The organism is Nocardia sp. NPDC056564 (genome assembly GCF_042793755.1).
Lineage (GTDB): Bacteria > Actinomycetota > Actinomycetes > Mycobacteriales > Mycobacteriaceae > Nocardia.
Genome location: NZ_JBHTUR010000003.1, coordinates 550,975 through 565,765 on the forward strand (window position 1 = coordinate 550,975; position 14,791 = coordinate 565,765).

At 69.2% G+C, this 14,791-nt stretch carries 15 protein-coding genes; 7 read left to right on the plus strand and 8 right to left on the minus strand.

Annotation, left to right across the window (positions count from 1 at the left end; all coding sequences use genetic code 11):
- Positions 1-9 precede the first annotated feature (9 nt).
- Complete coding sequence (locus tag ACFQ9K_RS10325; RefSeq protein ID WP_378724477.1) at positions 10-783, plus strand: DUF4239 domain-containing protein; 774 nt, start codon at positions 10-12, stop codon at positions 781-783.
- A 45-nt stretch (positions 784-828) separates the two neighbouring features.
- Positions 829-1,659, plus strand: coding sequence for a hypothetical protein (locus ACFQ9K_RS10330; protein WP_378724475.1), 831 nt, complete (start codon positions 829-831; stop codon positions 1,657-1,659).
- On the opposite strand, the gene ACFQ9K_RS10335 is transcribed toward ACFQ9K_RS10330, so the two are convergent.
- Positions 1,656-2,534, minus strand: coding sequence for a LysR family transcriptional regulator (locus tag ACFQ9K_RS10335; protein WP_378724473.1), 879 nt, complete (start codon positions 2,532-2,534; stop codon positions 1,656-1,658). The genes ACFQ9K_RS10330 and ACFQ9K_RS10335 overlap by 4 nt on opposite strands.
- A gap of 130 nt (positions 2,535-2,664) precedes the next feature.
- On the opposite strand from ACFQ9K_RS10335, the gene ACFQ9K_RS10340 reads away from it, so the two are divergent.
- Genes ACFQ9K_RS10340 through ACFQ9K_RS10360 form a run of 5 tightly spaced genes read left to right on the plus strand, consistent with a single transcriptional unit; the run spans position 2,665 to position 9,633 of the window.
- Positions 2,665-4,386, plus strand: a complete 1,722-nt coding sequence (locus ACFQ9K_RS10340; protein ID WP_378724471.1) for an acetolactate synthase catalytic subunit — start codon at positions 2,665-2,667, stop codon at positions 4,384-4,386.
- Positions 4,387-4,411: 25 nt separating this feature from the next.
- Positions 4,412-5,674 carry a 5-aminolevulinate synthase gene (gene hemA / locus ACFQ9K_RS10345; protein ID WP_378724469.1) on the plus strand — a complete coding sequence of 421 codons (1,263 nt, stop codon included), beginning with the start codon at positions 4,412-4,414 and terminating at the stop codon, positions 5,672-5,674.
- Positions 5,671-6,906 (plus strand): MFS transporter, encoded by a 1,236-nt coding sequence (locus tag ACFQ9K_RS10350; RefSeq protein WP_378724467.1) that lies wholly within the window; start codon positions 5,671-5,673, stop codon positions 6,904-6,906. The genes hemA and ACFQ9K_RS10350 overlap by 4 nt, the downstream gene beginning before the upstream one ends.
- Positions 6,903-8,192, plus strand: coding sequence for an aspartate aminotransferase family protein (locus ACFQ9K_RS10355; RefSeq protein ID WP_378724464.1), 1,290 nt, complete (start codon positions 6,903-6,905; stop codon positions 8,190-8,192). The genes ACFQ9K_RS10350 and ACFQ9K_RS10355 overlap by 4 nt, the downstream gene beginning before the upstream one ends.
- Positions 8,185-9,633 (plus strand): NAD-dependent succinate-semialdehyde dehydrogenase, encoded by a 1,449-nt coding sequence (locus tag ACFQ9K_RS10360; protein ID WP_378983072.1) that lies wholly within the window; start codon positions 8,185-8,187, stop codon positions 9,631-9,633. The genes ACFQ9K_RS10355 and ACFQ9K_RS10360 overlap by 8 nt, the downstream gene beginning before the upstream one ends.
- On the opposite strand, the gene pcaC is transcribed toward ACFQ9K_RS10360, so the two are convergent.
- Genes pcaC through ACFQ9K_RS10395 form a run of 7 tightly spaced genes read right to left on the minus strand, consistent with a single transcriptional unit; the run spans position 9,630 to position 14,781 of the window.
- Positions 9,630-10,013: a 4-carboxymuconolactone decarboxylase gene (pcaC, locus tag ACFQ9K_RS10365; protein ID WP_378722098.1), complete on the minus strand. Its 384-nt coding sequence runs from the start codon at positions 10,011-10,013 to the stop codon at positions 9,630-9,632. The two genes, ACFQ9K_RS10360 and pcaC, sit on opposite strands and share 4 nt — an antisense overlap.
- The gene (gene pcaD, locus ACFQ9K_RS10370) at positions 10,010-10,789 is read right to left on the minus strand and encodes a 3-oxoadipate enol-lactonase (protein WP_378722099.1); all 780 of its coding nucleotides are present in this window, start codon (positions 10,787-10,789) and stop codon (positions 10,010-10,012) included. The genes pcaC and pcaD overlap by 4 nt, the downstream gene beginning before the upstream one ends.
- Complete coding sequence (pcaG, locus tag ACFQ9K_RS10375; RefSeq protein WP_378722100.1) at positions 10,782-11,306, minus strand: protocatechuate 3,4-dioxygenase subunit alpha; 525 nt, start codon at positions 11,304-11,306, stop codon at positions 10,782-10,784. Before pcaG ends, pcaD begins: the two co-directional genes overlap by 8 nt.
- Positions 11,299-12,039, minus strand: a complete 741-nt coding sequence (gene pcaH, locus ACFQ9K_RS10380; RefSeq protein ID WP_378722101.1) for a protocatechuate 3,4-dioxygenase subunit beta — start codon at positions 12,037-12,039, stop codon at positions 11,299-11,301. The genes pcaG and pcaH overlap by 8 nt, the downstream gene beginning before the upstream one ends.
- Positions 12,036-13,217: a thiolase family protein gene (locus ACFQ9K_RS10385; protein ID WP_378722102.1), complete on the minus strand. Its 1,182-nt coding sequence runs from the start codon at positions 13,215-13,217 to the stop codon at positions 12,036-12,038. The genes pcaH and ACFQ9K_RS10385 overlap by 4 nt, the downstream gene beginning before the upstream one ends.
- Positions 13,214-13,960: a CoA-transferase subunit beta gene (locus ACFQ9K_RS10390; protein WP_378722103.1), complete on the minus strand. Its 747-nt coding sequence runs from the start codon at positions 13,958-13,960 to the stop codon at positions 13,214-13,216. The genes ACFQ9K_RS10385 and ACFQ9K_RS10390 overlap by 4 nt, the downstream gene beginning before the upstream one ends.
- Positions 13,957-14,781, minus strand: coding sequence for a CoA transferase subunit A (locus tag ACFQ9K_RS10395; protein ID WP_378722104.1), 825 nt, complete (start codon positions 14,779-14,781; stop codon positions 13,957-13,959). The genes ACFQ9K_RS10390 and ACFQ9K_RS10395 overlap by 4 nt, the downstream gene beginning before the upstream one ends.
- Between the last annotated feature and the right edge of the window lie 10 nt (positions 14,782-14,791).

Below are 14,791 nucleotides of genomic sequence, written 5' to 3' on the forward strand. Positions count from 1 at the left end.
GGCCGCGCCATGGATAGTGAGCTCGTTCTGCAGATCCTCGTGCCTGTCGCCGTCGGCATCGTGGCGGTCATCGTCTTCGTGGTCGGCGACCGGCTGCGGCCGCCCTCCTGGCGCCAAGACGAGGAGGCGGCGCCGGGCACCCTGGTGGTCGATCTGATCAACACCCTCTTCATGGCCGTCGCCGCCTTCGTCGTGGTGATCTGCTGGCAGCAATACGACAACGCGCACAATCACACGATCGCGGAAGCCAAGGCGCTCATCGACGTCTACTGGACCGCGCACTCGCTGCCCGAGCCGGAGCATCAGCAGATCCAGAAGCTGGTCCACGACTACACCGAACAGGTCGTCAGCGTGGAGTGGCCGGAGATGGACAACGAGGGGCGGATGAGTCAGTCCACCCAGGACACCCTGGACACGTTGCGGGACACCGTGATGGCGATCCAGTCGACCGACGACAATGTCACCGACCTGCGCGCCAGCGCGCTCGGCGCGCTAGAGGCGGTCGCCCAGGCGCGGCACGACCGGTCCATGGACGTCGACCTCGGCATGCCCGGATTCCTTTACACCGCTTTGTGGTTCACCACCATCCTGCTGTTGTTCACCTCGGTGCTCTCCGGTGTCGCGGTCTCCAAACGCAGTCTGCTGATGACCGCGTTGCTCGGCGTCGTGGTCGGCGCGGCGATCGTCGCGATCTACGGCCTCGACCGGCCGTTCTCCGGCGGGAACCTCGTGCCGAAGGACGCCTTCACCTCGGCGCTGTCCCGCTTCCAGCACATCACCTAGCGAACCCGTTGCCCGACAACCGATTACGAATAGGGATGTGCGCGCATGGCACACACCAGAGGACGCGTCATCGCGGCGGCGCTGCCCGTCGCCGCGATGCTGCTCGCCGGTCAGCCCGCCGCCGCGATCGCCGACCCGTTACCGCCGGACTGGCTGCCGATCGGCGACATCGCCACCGGCAGTGCGGCTCCGGCCGAGCTCGATACCGGGAGCGCGTTCGCCGGGAACGAGCTGAGCCTCGGCCCGGGTAGCGCGTCCGCCGGGGGCGGATCGATCGGCAGCGGAAGTGCGGGCGCGCCACTGGATCTCGGGCCGACGAGCAAACCGGCACCGGCCCCGATCGAGGAGACCGCCGCACCGCGGCTCGGGCTAGAGGGTTCCGCCGAACTGCCCGATCCGGACTCCGACGACGTGCGGACGGCGTGCACCGGCAGCGTCGCGGTCGGCGGCGCGCTGATTCTGCTCGGCCTCGTGACCGGCAGCTCGCATGGCGTGCTCGGCTCCAGCGGATCCGCGCTCGGCAGCGTGGTGGTCGGCAGCGCCGCCACCGGCAGCGGGCTGGCCTGCCTGCTGTGGCCGCGCGACATCCTGCCGCCGTTCCCCGGTTTGCCGCTGCTGCTGGCTCCACCGGCGGTCGCGGCACCGGTATTCGAGGCGCCGCCGGTCGAGGCGCCGCCACCGGAACCCGAACCCGCGCCGGTCACGCCGCAGCTGCCGCTGGTCCGAACCCAGCCCGCGCCTGCGTATTTGGCGGAGGCCGAGCCGACGGCCGACCCGGTCGCGTGGAACATCATGCAGCTGCTGACGATCATGGTGGTCACGATCCTCACCACGGTGCGCGGCGCGACCATCGTCCGGCGCACCCGGAACGGTTAAGCGCGGCGCCACCATTCGAGGAAATGCGCGAGCGCCGGCGCGTCCGAGCCGCGCATCCAGGCGATCTGAATCGCGATCCGCGGCGGGTTCGTGCCGAACGGAATGACGACGATGTTCTCGTGCGCGATGCGGGTCGCGCGTTTGCGGTCCAGCACGCTGATTCCGGTGCCGCTCGATACCAGGTCGAGCACCTGTTCGGCGTCGGATTCCTCGGCGACCAGGTTCGGTGCGCCCGCACCCCAGATATGGGTGACCAGTTCGTCGTAGAAGTCCGGTCCGGTCTGCCGGGACCAGAGCACGATCGGCTCGTCGACGATGTCGCCGATTTCCACGGCGTCTTTTTCGGCCAGCGGGTGTCCTTTGGACACCACCACGGCGGCTTCCTGCAGTCCGATCAGGTGTGTTTCGACGCGCGGATGGGCGATATTGCCGCGCACGAATGCGACGTCGACCTCGCCCGATTCGAGCAGATCGAGATTCCACGATGTCCAGCCGGTGATCGTCGACACATCGATGTCCGGAAATTCCTTCCGGAAGGATCTTATGCGCTGGGAAATATCGCTGTCGGAGCCCGATCGAGTGAAAGCGACCTTCAGCTCCCCCGCCGTGCCCGACGCCCGCGCGCGGACCGTCCGCTCCAGGTCCGCGGCGGCCGAGAGCAGTTGCTGAGCGCCCGCCTGCAACGCCAGACCCGCCGGTGTCAGGACGAAGCCGCGGCCGGTGCGCGCGAGCAAGTCGACGCCCAGCTCCTTCTCAAGCGCCTTGACCTGCTGCGACAGCGCGGGCTGGGTGATGTGCAGCGCCTCGGCCGCGCGACCGAAGTGTCGGTGCTCGGCTACTGCCAGGAAGTAACGCACGCGACGTAGGTCGTCCACGCGGTCAGCCTAGCCAGATAAGAGTTTCTTATCAACGGGAAGTAAATACGTATTGGACCTGGCGATCTTCGCAGGCCGAGACTGTAGCTACCGATCCAGTCCACGTCCGCTACCGCGAGAAGGTGTCCCGATGCCGACAGTAGCCGCCGCCATAGCCGAGAATCTTCGAGCCAGGCAGATATCCGAATTCTTCGGTCAGAGCCTGCCGTCGCTGCTGGTATTGGCGGCCGAGGATCTCGGCATTCGCCAGATCGTTTATCGCACCGAAAACGCGGGCGGCACCATGGCCGACGGATTCGCCCGGGTATCCGGGCATTGCTCCGTCGTGGTTGCGCAGAACGGCCCGGCGGCGACGCTGCTCGTGCCGCCGCTGACCGAGGCCGCGAAGGTCTCCATTCCGGTGGTCGCCCTCATTCAGGACGTGCCGAGCCCGATTCGCAACAAAAACGCGTTTCAGGAGATCGATCACCAGAGTCTGTTTTCCGGCTGCGCCAAGTGGTTCGATCGCCTCGACGATCCCGACCGGGTGCACGACTACCTCGACGCGGCCTTCCGGGCGGCGACCAGCGGACGACCCGGTCCCGCGGTGCTGATGCTGCCGAAGGACGTCCTCGAACTGACCGCACCGCCCACCCCCGAGAACCTCGGCCCGGCGGTGTTCCCACTTGACCGGATCCGCCCGCCCGAGGCGAACATCCGCGCCGCGGCGGACCTGCTGGCCAATGCCGAGCGGCCGCTCGTCGTCGCCGGTGGCGGCGCGGTCTCCGCCGGCGCGGGCGCCGCGCTGGCCCGGCTGAGCGACCTGGCCTCGTTGCCGGTAGCGACCACGCCGATGGGCAAGGGCGTGGTCACCGACACCGCCGAACTGAGCATCGGCGTGATCGGCAATTACATGGGGCCGCACGGGGTTTCGCACGGCATGCGCGAGTGGATCGGTGAGGTGGACACGGTCCTGCTCGCCGGGTCGCGGACCAACGAGAACGGCACCGACGGCTGGAGCCTGTTCCCGCCGGACGCCACGTTCATCCATCTCGACATCGACCCGACCGAGATCGGCCGCAACTACCCGTCGCTGCGGCTGGTCGGTGACGTCCGGACCGGCATCGACGACCTCGCCGCCGCACTACGCGAACTCGACCTGAGCAAGCGCAGCGCGGACCGACCTGCCGTCACCGCACAGATCGCCAGGTCACGGGCCGAATTCGAGACAACGACCGCGGCCGTGCGCACCTCGACGGCGCGGCCGCTGCGCCCGGAACGGGTGGCCGACGAGATCAGCACCCTGCTGCCGGACGACGCGATCGTCGTCGCGGACGCCAGTTACTCCTCGATCTGGGTGGCCAACTACGTCCGCGCCACCACCCATCGCCAGCGCTTCCTGTTGCCGCGCGGCATGGCCGGCCTCGGCTGGGGGCTGCCGCTGGCGCTCGGCGCGAAGGCGGCCCGGCCGTCCGCGCCGGTGATCTGCCTGGTCGGCGACGGCGGCTTCGCGCACTGCTGGGCCGAGATCGAGACCGCCGTCCGGGAGAACCTGGATGTCGTTGTGCTGGTGCTGAACAACGCCATCCTCGGCTACCAGAAGCACGCCGAGATCGTCCAGTTCGGCAGGCCGACCTCGGCCGTCGAACTCGGGCACGTCGATCACGCCCAGATCGCCACCGCCTGCGGCGCGCACGGGCACACCATCCACACCGATGTGGAACTGCGCGAAGCACTGTCGAAGGCGATCGTCGATCCGGCCACCACCGTCCTGGACGTCATCACCGACTCCGACGCCTACCCCCCGATCACCGGTTGGGAAACCAATCCGGCCCTCACCGACCACCTCATCGACCAGCAGCTCAATCGATAACACCTTCGAGAAAACGGAGACTCCCATGGCATTCGACTACACGGCCTTCTTCGAGCGCAGAATCGACGACATCAGAGCGTCGGGTCAGTACCGGACATTCGTCGAAATCGAACGCCTGGCCGGGCGATTCCCGCACGCGGTGCACCACCACCGCGACGGGCTGCGCGAGATCACGGTGTGGTGCAGCAACGACCACCTCGGCATGGGCCAGTTCCCCGCCGTCGTGGAGGCCATGCACCGGTCGGTCAATCGCTCGGGTGTCGCGGCGGGTGGCTCGCGCAATATCTCCGGCAACAACCACACCCACATCCTGCTGGAACGTGAAGTGGCACAGCTGCATCGCAAGGAGGCGGGCCTGACCTTCATCACCGGTTACGCGGTGAACGACGCCGTGCTCGGCGTGCTGGGCAAGGAACTGCCGGGGGCGATCTTCTTCTCCGACGAACAGAACCACGCGTCGATGATCCTCGGCATGCGCGCCTCGCGCGCCGAGCGAAAGATCTTCCGGCACAACGATCCGGCCCATCTCGACGAGTTGCTCTCGGCCACCGACCCGGATCGCCCGAAAATCGTTGCCTTCGAGTCGATCTACTCGATGGACGGCGATGTCGCGCCGATGCCGGAGTTGTGTGCCGTGGCCAAGAAGCACGGCGCGCTGGTCTACGTCGACGAGGCGCACTCGGTCGGCATGTACGGCCCCGAAGGCTCCGGCATGGCCGCCCACCTGGGCTGCGCGGACCAAGTCGACCTGCTGATGGGCACTTTCGCCAAGGGGTACGGCACGCTCGGCGGCTATCTGACCGGCCCGGCGCCGATCCTCGACGCGGTGCGCAGCTTCGCGCCTGCCTTCATCTTCACCCTGGCCATGCCGCCCGCCCTCGCGGCCGCCGCGCTGGCCAGCGTGCGGCACCTGCGCGAATCCGACAACGAGCGAATCCTGCTGCACCACCGGGCGCGACTACTCCAGGATCTGCTCACCGATGCCGAAATCCCTTTGGTGTCAACCGAAAGCCACATCGTCCCCGTGCTCGTAGGTGATCCGTACAAATGCAAGGAACTGGCCGATATCCTGCTCGAGGAGTACCGGCAATACGCCCAGCCGATCAACTTCCCGTCCGTCGCGCGGGGCACCGAGCGCCTCCGGATCAATCCGTCGCCGGTCCACAGTCCCGCGGCCGTGCACCGCTTCGCCGAGATCATCGACACCGTCTGGTCGCGGCTGAACCTGCCCCGCCGTCCGGTCCTCCCGATCGCCGATCACGAAGCGCTGGAGAAGGTCTCGGTATGAGTATCGAGACGGCCCCGAAGCCACCCCGGAGCCTGCATCCGGTGGCGGAGGTCGAGCCCCCGACGCCGTGGGCTCAGCACCTCCTGCTCTACGCCGCGTTCTTCCTCATGGGCGCCGAGATGTATCTGGTCGCACCGATGCTGCCGGGTATCGCCCAGTCGTTGCACGCGTCGGTGGCCGCCTCGGCCACCATCGTCACCGCGTATGTGCTCGTCTACGCCGTCGCGGGGCCGCCGTTCGGCATCCTCGCGGACCGGTATCCGCGGCGCTGGTCGATCCTGCTCGGCTCGCTGGTCTTCATGCTCGGCAACCTGGCCTGCGCGGCGGCCGGTTCGCTGCCGATGTTGGTCGCGGGACGCGGCATCACCGGGCTCGGCGCGGCGATCGCGGCGCCCGCGATCTGGGCCTATCTCGCCGAGCGGACACCGCAGCACCGGCGTGGACGGGTGATTTCCCTCGGCGCGAGCGTCTATTCGCTCGGCCAGGTGCTCGGGGTGCCGCTCGGTGCGGGTCTTGCCTCGCTGACCAGCTGGCGGTGGCCGTTCCTGGCCGTCGGCGTGCTGATGATGGCGGTGTCGGCCGTGCTGTACCTGCGGCTCGACCACATCCCGGCGACCGGGCGGGCACGCGGCTTCACGGCGCTGCTGGCGCCCTGGACGCAGCCACGAATCAGCCTGGGGCTCATCGCGACCCTGTTCCTGCAAGCCGGCCGCCTCGGCGCCTACACCTTCGTCGGCGTGCTGTTCGCGCAGCGATTCGGCTTCGGCCTCAATACACTCGGTCTCGTCGGACTGCTCGTGGGCGCGGGATCGTTGATCGGCTCGCTGAGCACCGGGACCATCCTGGATCACCTGCACCGGCGCGAGGTGAGCGGTGTGTGGGTGTCGGTCGTCGCCGCGGCGGCGTTCGTGCCCTGTGCCGCAGTGGCTTTGAGCGCGGACAACCTGCTGATCGCGTTGGCGGCGCTGACCCTGTGGTGTGTGTTCGGCGGAGCGTTCTACTCCAGCCAGCAGGCGTACCTCTCCTCGGCCGATCCGGCCCAGCGTGCGTCCGTCGTCGCCTGGAACAACTCGATGATGAACGCGGGCATCGCGATCGGCACCACCCTGCTCGGCACGCTCACCGTCGGCAGCGCCGCCTTCGCCGGCCTGACCGGCTTCCTCGGCCTGGCCGCGACCCTGGTCGCGGCCGCGCTGCTCGTGCTCATTCGAAAGGACCGTCAGCCAGCATGATCCCCTTTCCGGCCGCCGCACCCAGCCGCACCGCCCTGCCCGTCGCCGCCTGGGCACAGGGTCCCTACATCTACGACGCCGAGGGGAACGACTATCTCGACGGCTCGTCCGGCGTGCTCAACGTCAATATCGGGCATTCGCATCCGAAGGTGCTGCACGCCATCGAGACTCAGCTCGGACAGCTGACCTTCGTGCACCGCACGCAGTTCCGCAACGATCCGGCGCTGCGGCTCACCGGGCGGCTGCTGTCGATCGCGCCGGCCGGGACGGCGGCGGTCGAGTACAGCAACTCCGGGTCCGAGGCCAACGAATGCGCGCTGCGCCTGGCATTCGCCTATCAACATCGGCGCGGCAAGCCGCAGCGCACGGTCATCCTGTCCGAAGAGCCCAGCTATCACGGAATGACCGCGGCGGCGCTGTCCGTCACCGGCAGTCCAGGCAAGCGTGATCCCTCGGTGGAGCCGCTGCTGGGTCCGGGTGCGAACCGGGTTCTGGTGCGGCCCAGGCCGGGACGGCGGCGAGCCACGCACGAAGAGTGGGCGCAAGCCCTGCTCGCCGCCGGAACGTCGAAGGTCGCCGCGATCGTCATCGAACCGCTCGGCGGGGCCTCCTCGGGCGCCGCGCCGATCGACATCGACACGATGCAGTGGCTGCGGCGGGAGACGCGGGACAACGGCATCGTGCTCATCGCCGACGAGGTCATGTCCGGGTTCGGGCGCACCGGGAAGTGGTGGGCCTGCGACCATTCCGGCATTGCGCCCGACATGCTGACGTCGGGCAAGGGGGTCACCGGTGGCTACACCAGTCTGGCGATCACCTTGATCTCCGAGACCGTCACCGCGGCGATCGCGGAACCGCTCGGCCCGATCGCGCTGGGGCACACCATGTCCGCGAATCCGCTCGCCTGTGCCGCCGCGAACGCGGTGCTGAGCGTGCTCGAAGACGAAGGGCTGCTGAGCAATGCGGTCGTGACGGGCGGGTTGCTCGCCGAGGCGTTGACCACCCTGTGCGACCGCTATCCGACACTGCTGTCGGATCAGTCGGGTATCGGGCTGATGCGGGCGCTGCACCTCCAGCCCGATCAGCCTGCGGACACCAACAAGCGAATCATCGCCGCCGCCAGGGCGAACGGGCTCGTGCTGTGCACGGCGGGCATCGGCCAGGCGACCAACTCGGTGCTGGTGGCTCCGCCGCTGAACAGCACGCCGGAGGTCATCGCGGAGTTGGCCGATCGGCTGGACAAGACACTGTCGGCAGTGTCGGAGATCGGAGTCGAGAATGCCTGAGGTGGCCGAACTGCTCGCCGCCGTGCCCACCGATCTGTGGATCGGTGGCAAGCGAATACCGGCGGAACGCCGGTTCCCGGTGTTCGATCCCGCGACCGGCGATGTGCTGGTCGAGGTGGCCGACGCGGCGGCCGCCGACGGCCGCCGCGCGCTCGACGCCGCCGCCGGAGCGCAGGCCGCGTGGGCCGCGGTACCCTCCCGTGAACGCGCCGAGATCCTGCGTCGCGCTTGGGAACTGGTGATCGCGCTGCGCGACGAGTTCGCCCTGCTGATGACCCTGGAGATGGGCAAGCCGCTGGCCGAGAGCTACGGCGAGGTCAGCTACGGCGCGGAGTTCCTGCGCTGGTTCGCCGAGGAGGCGGTCCGGGTGCACGGCCGCTACACGCACGCACCGTCGGGCAGCGGCCGCATCATCGTCACCAAGCAACCGGTCGGACCGACGCTGGCCATCACGCCGTGGAACTTCCCGCTCGCCATGGGCACCCGCAAGATCGCGCCCGCGCTCGCGGCCGGCTGCACGATGGTGGTCAAGCCCGCCGCCGAGACGCCGCTGACCATGCTGCTGCTCGGTCAGGTCTTCGCCGACGCCGGGTTGCCGCCCGGCGTGCTGTCGATCCTGCCGACCGCCGACGCCGCATCGCTCACCGGACCGATGTTCGGCGATGACCGGCTGCGCAAGATCACCTTCACCGGATCCACCGGCGTCGGCAAAATCCTGCTCGCACAAGCGGCTACACGCGTGCTGCGGGCCTCGATGGAGCTCGGCGGCAACGCACCGTTCGTCGTCTTCGCCGATGCCGATCTCGATGCCGCGGTCGACGGCGCGATGGCGGCCAAGATGCGCAACACCGGCGAGGCGTGTACCGCGGCGAATCGCTTCCACGTGGACAACGCGGTCCGCGCGGAGTTCACCACCAGGCTGACCGATCGGATGCGGGCGTTGCGGATCGGTCCCGGCCACCTCGATGGGGTGCAGGTCGGGCCGCTGATCAGCGAGAAGCAACGCGACACGGTCGCCGAGCTGGTGCGCGACGCGACGCAGAAGGGTGCGCGGGTCACCACCGGCGGGGCGAGCGTCCCGGGCGACGGCTATTTCTACCAGCCGACCGTTTTGGCGGAAGTGCCTGCCGACGCGCGCATTCTGCGCGAGGAGGTGTTCGGCCCGGTCGCCGCGATCACCGGCTTCGACGGCGAGACGGAGGGGATCATCGCCGCCAACGACACCGAATTCGGGCTCGCCGCATACATTTACACCAGGGATCTCGATCGCGCCCTGCGCGTCGCCGAGGCGGTGGAGACCGGCATGGTCGGGGTGAACCGCGGCGTGATCTCCGACGTCGCCGCGCCTTTCGGCGGCGTCAAGGAATCCGGCCTCGGCCGCGAGGCGGGCACCGAGGGGATCGAGGAGTACCTCGAAACCAAATACATCGCCCTGCCCTAGCCCGGCTGACCATCGAGTTCGTCGAGCACCCGCTGGCCGATGGCGAAGGCGGCGTTCGCCGCGGGCACACCGGCGTACGCGCCGGTGTGCAGCAGGATTTCGGCGATCTCCGCGGCGGTGACGCCGTTGCCGATCGCGGCGCGCACGTGCATCGCGATCTCGTCGTGCCTGCCGAGCGCGGTGAGCACCGCGAGGGTGATGCAGCTGCGGGTACGCCGGTCCAAGCCGGGGCGGGTCCAGATCGATCCCCAGACCGCCTCGGTGATGTATTCCTGGAAGGGACGGGTGAATTCGGTGGTCTTGGCTTCGGCGCGGTCGACGTGCGCGTCCCCGAGGACCTCGCGCCGGACCTGCGCACCCTGTCGCGCGCGCTCGTTCACGAATTCTCCTTCAGGTGGCCGAGAATGAGGTCGTTGATCGCCTCCGGTTGTTCGACGTTCGCCAGATGTGCTGCCGAACCGACGATTTCGAGACGAGCCAGCGGGATCGCCTCGACGATCCGTTCGGCATGCGGCGGCGGGGTCGCCGGGTCGTCCGCGCCGGCGATCACCAATGCCGGTACGTCGACGGCGGCCAGGCGCGGGGCGATGTCCATCGTCTCGATCGCCGCACAGCACGCGGCGTATCCCTCGGCCGCAGTGGCGGCGACCATGTCCTGGTAGTCGCTGGTCGATCCGGGGTGGGCGGCCCGCCACCGCGGCGTGAACCAGCGCTCGACCACGGCTTCCGCGACGGCTCCGGTTCCTCGCGCGCGCACGGTGGCGGCGCGGTCGGCCCAGCCGCTGGGCGGGCCGAGTTCGGCCGAGGTGCAGCACAGGGTCAGGGTGCGCAGCCGAGCCGGCGCGTGCTGACCGGCCCACATGCCGACCATGCCGCCGAGGGACAGGCCGACGAAATGGGTCCGGCGGATGTGCAGCCGGTCGAGGAGCGCGAGCAGGTCGGAACCGAGATCGGCGAGGGAATACGGACCGGCTGGCACCGGTGAACCGCCGTGGCCGCGATGGTCGTAGCGCACCACCCGGTAGCCGGCCGCGGTGAGCGCCGCGAGCTGCGGTTCCCACATCCGCATATCGCTGCCGAGCGAACCGCTCAGGACCACGGCCGGGCCATCGGCGGGCCCGTCGACGAGATAGCCGACCTCGACCGCCTCAGACATCGAAGAACACCGTCTCGCCCGCGCCCTGCAGGCGCACGTCGAACACGTAGCCGTCGCCCGCACGCACCGCGATCAGCGTGTCCCGGCGCTCCGGTGGCACCGTCGCCAGCACCGGATCGGTCGAATGCCGGTCAGCGTGCTCGGGAAAGTAGACCCGGGTGACCAGCCGGTGCAGCAGCCCGCGGGCGAACACGGACATATCGAGGTGCGGCGCTTGTCTTCCGCCCGCACCGTCGCACACCGAGCCGGGAACGACCGTGTACAGCGCGAATTCGCCCTGACGGGTATCACTGCGCGCGAAACCCGCTCTGCCACTGCCCGATTCACGGAGATCCGCCTGCCAGGTCTCGACCATCGCGTCATCGATGGCGGTACCCGCGCCGTCGAACACCCGCCCGCGGATCCATACCGCGCCGGGCGTTCCGGCCGGCACCGCGAACGGTCCGTCCGCCTCGATCAGCCCGATGTGCAGATACGGGCCGACGGTCTGCGACGGGGTGCTGCCCACGTTAGTCATCGTCGTCCTCCTCGTCCTCGAACGGAGTCGCGTCGTGACCGCGCAGCACGATGTCGAACTCGAACGCGAGCGCCTGTTCCGGCTCGCTGCGCTGGTAATCGAACCGGCTGACCAGCCGTTCACGCGCGGGCTCTGGCACCGAGTTGTAGACGGGGTCCTGAAAGAACAGCGGGTCGTCCGGGAAGTACATCTGGGTCACCAGGCGTTGGGTGAACGCCTGCCCGAACAGCGAGAAGTGGATGTGCGCGGGCCGCCAGGCGTTGTGATGGTTGCGCCACGGATAGGCGCCCGGCTTGATCGTGGTGAACTCGTAGCGCCCGGCCGCGTCGGTGCAGGTGCGTCCGGCGCCGTCGAAGTTGGGGTCCAGCGCGGAATTCCAGCGATCGCGGTCGTGCCGGTAGCGACCGCCTGCGTTGGCCTGCCAGATCTCGACCAGCGAGTGCGGGATCGGCCTGCCGTCGCCGTCTAGCAGCCGTCCGTGCACGATGATGCGCTGCCCGATCGGTTCGCCCGCGTGCTGCGCGGTCAGGTCGTTGTCCCCGGGGCCGGGCCGATCCGAGCCGAACACCGGACCGGTCAGCTCGGTCAGCCGCTGCGGCAACAGGATCAGCGATTCGCGCGGATGCCGCAGCACCGTGGAGGTGTAGTCCGAGAAGTCCAGCGGCGGATGGGTTCCGGCCGGATCCCGGCGGTAGCCGGTCAGGTGCGACGACGCGCACGGTCGAGCGTTCATGATGTTGCCTCCAAGACGACGGCCAGGCCTTGCCCCACGCCGATGCACAGTGCGGCGAGTCCCCATCGGCTGCCGCGGCGCCGCATCTCGCGGGCCAGCTGGTTGACCAGGCGGCCGCCGGACGCGCCGAGCGGGTGGCCGAGGGCGAGCGCGCCGCCGTTGACGTTCACCAGCTCCGGGTCGAGGTCGGGCCAACCGCCAAGGCAGGCAAGGGATTGCGCGGCGAACGCCTCGTTCAGTTCGACCACGCCGAGGTCACCCCAGCCGATTCCGGCCCGTCGCAACGCGATTCGGGCCGCCTGCACCGGCCCGATGCCGAACTCGTCGGGATCGACGCCCGCCGCGCCGCGCCCGGCGATCCGGGCCAGTGGCGCCCGGCCGAGCCGGCCGGCCAGCGACTCGTCGCCGAGCAGCAGCGCGGCGGCGCCGTCGCTCAGGGGTGAGGCGTTGCCCGCGGTGACCGTTCCCCGCGCACGGAACGATGGCCGCAATCGGGCGAGGGCATCCACCGTCGTGTCCGGTCGGATCGGTTCGTCCCGAGTGAGGTCGGTGCCGGGGACGGTGACGACGTGGTCGTCGTAGAACCCGTTGTCCCAGGCCTTCGCCGCGAGTTGATGACTGCGCGTGGCGAATTCGTCCTGGGCCGGGCGATCGATGCCGAAGCGGTCGGCGAGCAGCTCGGTGCTCTCGCCCAGCGACACCGTCCACTGCTCGGGCATCGCCGGGTTGACCATGCGCCAGCCGAGGGTGGTCGAGTGCAGCGTGGCGTCGCCGGCCGGGAATCCTTTGGGCGGCTTGGTCATCACCCACGGTGCGCGGCTCATCGATTCCACGCCGCCCGCGACGACCAGTGCGGCGTCGCCGGTCTCGATCGACCGGGAGGCGTGCAGCACCGCGTCCAGACTCAAGCCGCACAAACGGTTCACGGTCGTGCCGGGCACCGACGTCGGCCAGCCCGCCAGGAGAGCCCCCAGGCGAGCGACGTTGCGGTTGTCCTCGCCCGCCTGGTTGGCCGCGCCGAAGATGACGTCGTCCACGGTCGACGGATCCAGGCCCGTGCGTTCGGCGAGTGCCCGAAGGACGTGGGCGGCAAGGTCATCGGGGCGGACGCCGGCGAGTGCCCCGCCGTAGCGGCCGAAAGGTGTTCGCACACCGTCGTAGAGGAACGCGCCGGTCATGATGCCGCCTGCAGGGCGTGCAGCGCCGCGAGTTCGGCGGCGGTCGGCGGCTCGGTGATCGCCAGGCCGGCCGCGACTTTCAACTCCCAACCGGTCGCCGCGCGCACCTGCTCGACGGTCACCCCCGGATGCACCGCGGTGAGCACCAACTCGCCGTCGTCATTCGGCCGCATGATGCCCAGATCGGTGATCACCTGGGTCGGTCCGGCACCGCGCAGCCCGAGCCGCGCACGCTCACCGCCGCCGCGCCCGTGCCCGAACGAGGTGACGAAATCGACCCGCTCGACGAAGGATTTGCGCGATTGGCGGACGACGACGAACACCTCACCGCAGGACGCGGCGATCTCCGGTGCCCCGCCCGCTCCGGGCAACCGCACCGTCGGATCGCGGTAGTCGCCGATGACGGTGGTGTTGATATTGCCGAACCGATCCAGCTGCGCGGCACCGAGAAACCCGATATCGATGCGTCCCGGCTGCAACCAGTAGTTGAACACCTCCGGCACGCTGATCACCGCGTCGGCGGTCTCGGCCAGGATGCCGTCGCCGATCGAGGCGGGCAGCCGGCCGGGTTTGGACCCCAGCGTGCCGGACTCGTAGATCAGCACCAGCTCCGGCGCATGTGTGGTGCGCGCGAGATTCGCCGCGGTGGAGGGCAATCCGATGCCGACGAAGCATCGCTTGCCGCCGCGCAACGCGCGCGCGGCCGCGACGGTCATCGTCTGGTCCGAAGTCACCTCGGTCATGCCACGCTCCCTGCGACGCCGGCGAACACGTGCTCCTGCAGCCAGTCGGCGAATCGTCCTCGATCCCGGCTGATCTCGTCCCAGGCCGCGTAATAGGCGTTGTCTCGTTCGGAATACCCGTGCGCGTACGAAGGACTCGCGCCGCCGGGCACCTCGGCGACCGCGGTCACCGCCCAGGCGGGCAGGACGATCGCGCCGGGCACGGGCGTGAGCTCGTCGACGACCTCCTCGACGGTGACCAGGCTGCGACGCGCGGCGAGCACGGCTTCCTTCTGCACGCCGAGCAGGCCCCACAGCTGCACATTGCCGGCCCGGTCCGCGCGCTGCGCGTGAATCACCGTGACATCCGGGTTGATCGCAGGCACCGCGGTCAACCGCTCACCGGTGAACGGGCAGGTGATCGGCTTGATGGTCGCGGTGACCGACGGCAGATCCGTGCCGACGTAACCGCGCAGCACCGCGAACGGAAGACCGGACGCACCCGCGACATACCGGTTGGCCATGCCCGCGTGGCTGTGCTCCTCGATCTCCAGTGCGCGCGGCCAGGAATGCTCGACCGCGTCCCGAAACCGGTGCAGCGAACCGACTCCGGGGTTACCGCCCCAGGAGAACACCAGCTTGGCCGCGCACCCGGCGCCGATCAGCTGGTCGTAGACGATGTCCGGGGTCATCCGGACCAGGGTCAGCTCGCGCCGGCGCTGCCGGATGATCTCCTGCCCGGCGGCTACCGGGATCAGGTGCGTGAAACCCTCGAGGGCGACGATGTCGCCGTCATGGACCAGCTGCGCCACCGCGTCCGCCAGGGACGAAATCCGGGCCACAATCACTCCT

Excerpts from the sequence above, each read along its gene's own strand:
- ACFQ9K_RS10325 (WP_378724477.1), top strand. The coding sequence starts at position 10 with ATGGATAGTGAGCTCGTTCTGCAGATCCTCGTGCCTGTCGCCGTCGGC.
- ACFQ9K_RS10330 (WP_378724475.1), top strand. The coding sequence starts at position 829 with ATGGCACACACCAGAGGACGCGTCATCGCGGCGGCGCTGCCCGTCGCC.
- ACFQ9K_RS10340 (WP_378724471.1), top strand. The coding sequence starts at position 2,665 with ATGCCGACAGTAGCCGCCGCCATAGCCGAGAATCTTCGAGCCAGGCAG.
- hemA (WP_378724469.1), top strand. The coding sequence starts at position 4,412 with ATGGCATTCGACTACACGGCCTTCTTCGAGCGCAGAATCGACGACATC.
- ACFQ9K_RS10350 (WP_378724467.1), top strand. The coding sequence starts at position 5,671 with ATGAGTATCGAGACGGCCCCGAAGCCACCCCGGAGCCTGCATCCGGTG.
- ACFQ9K_RS10355 (WP_378724464.1), top strand. The coding sequence starts at position 6,903 with ATGATCCCCTTTCCGGCCGCCGCACCCAGCCGCACCGCCCTGCCCGTC.
- ACFQ9K_RS10360 (WP_378983072.1), top strand. The coding sequence starts at position 8,185 with ATGCCTGAGGTGGCCGAACTGCTCGCCGCCGTGCCCACCGATCTGTGG.
- pcaD (WP_378722099.1), bottom strand. The coding sequence starts at position 10,789 with ATGTCTGAGGCGGTCGAGGTCGGCTATCTCGTCGACGGGCCCGCCGAT.
- pcaG (WP_378722100.1), bottom strand. The coding sequence starts at position 11,306 with ATGACTAACGTGGGCAGCACCCCGTCGCAGACCGTCGGCCCGTATCTG.
- pcaH (WP_378722101.1), bottom strand. The coding sequence starts at position 12,039 with ATGAACGCTCGACCGTGCGCGTCGTCGCACCTGACCGGCTACCGCCGG.
- ACFQ9K_RS10385 (WP_378722102.1), bottom strand. The coding sequence starts at position 13,217 with ATGACCGGCGCGTTCCTCTACGACGGTGTGCGAACACCTTTCGGCCGC.
- ACFQ9K_RS10390 (WP_378722103.1), bottom strand. The coding sequence starts at position 13,960 with ATGACCGAGGTGACTTCGGACCAGACGATGACCGTCGCGGCCGCGCGC.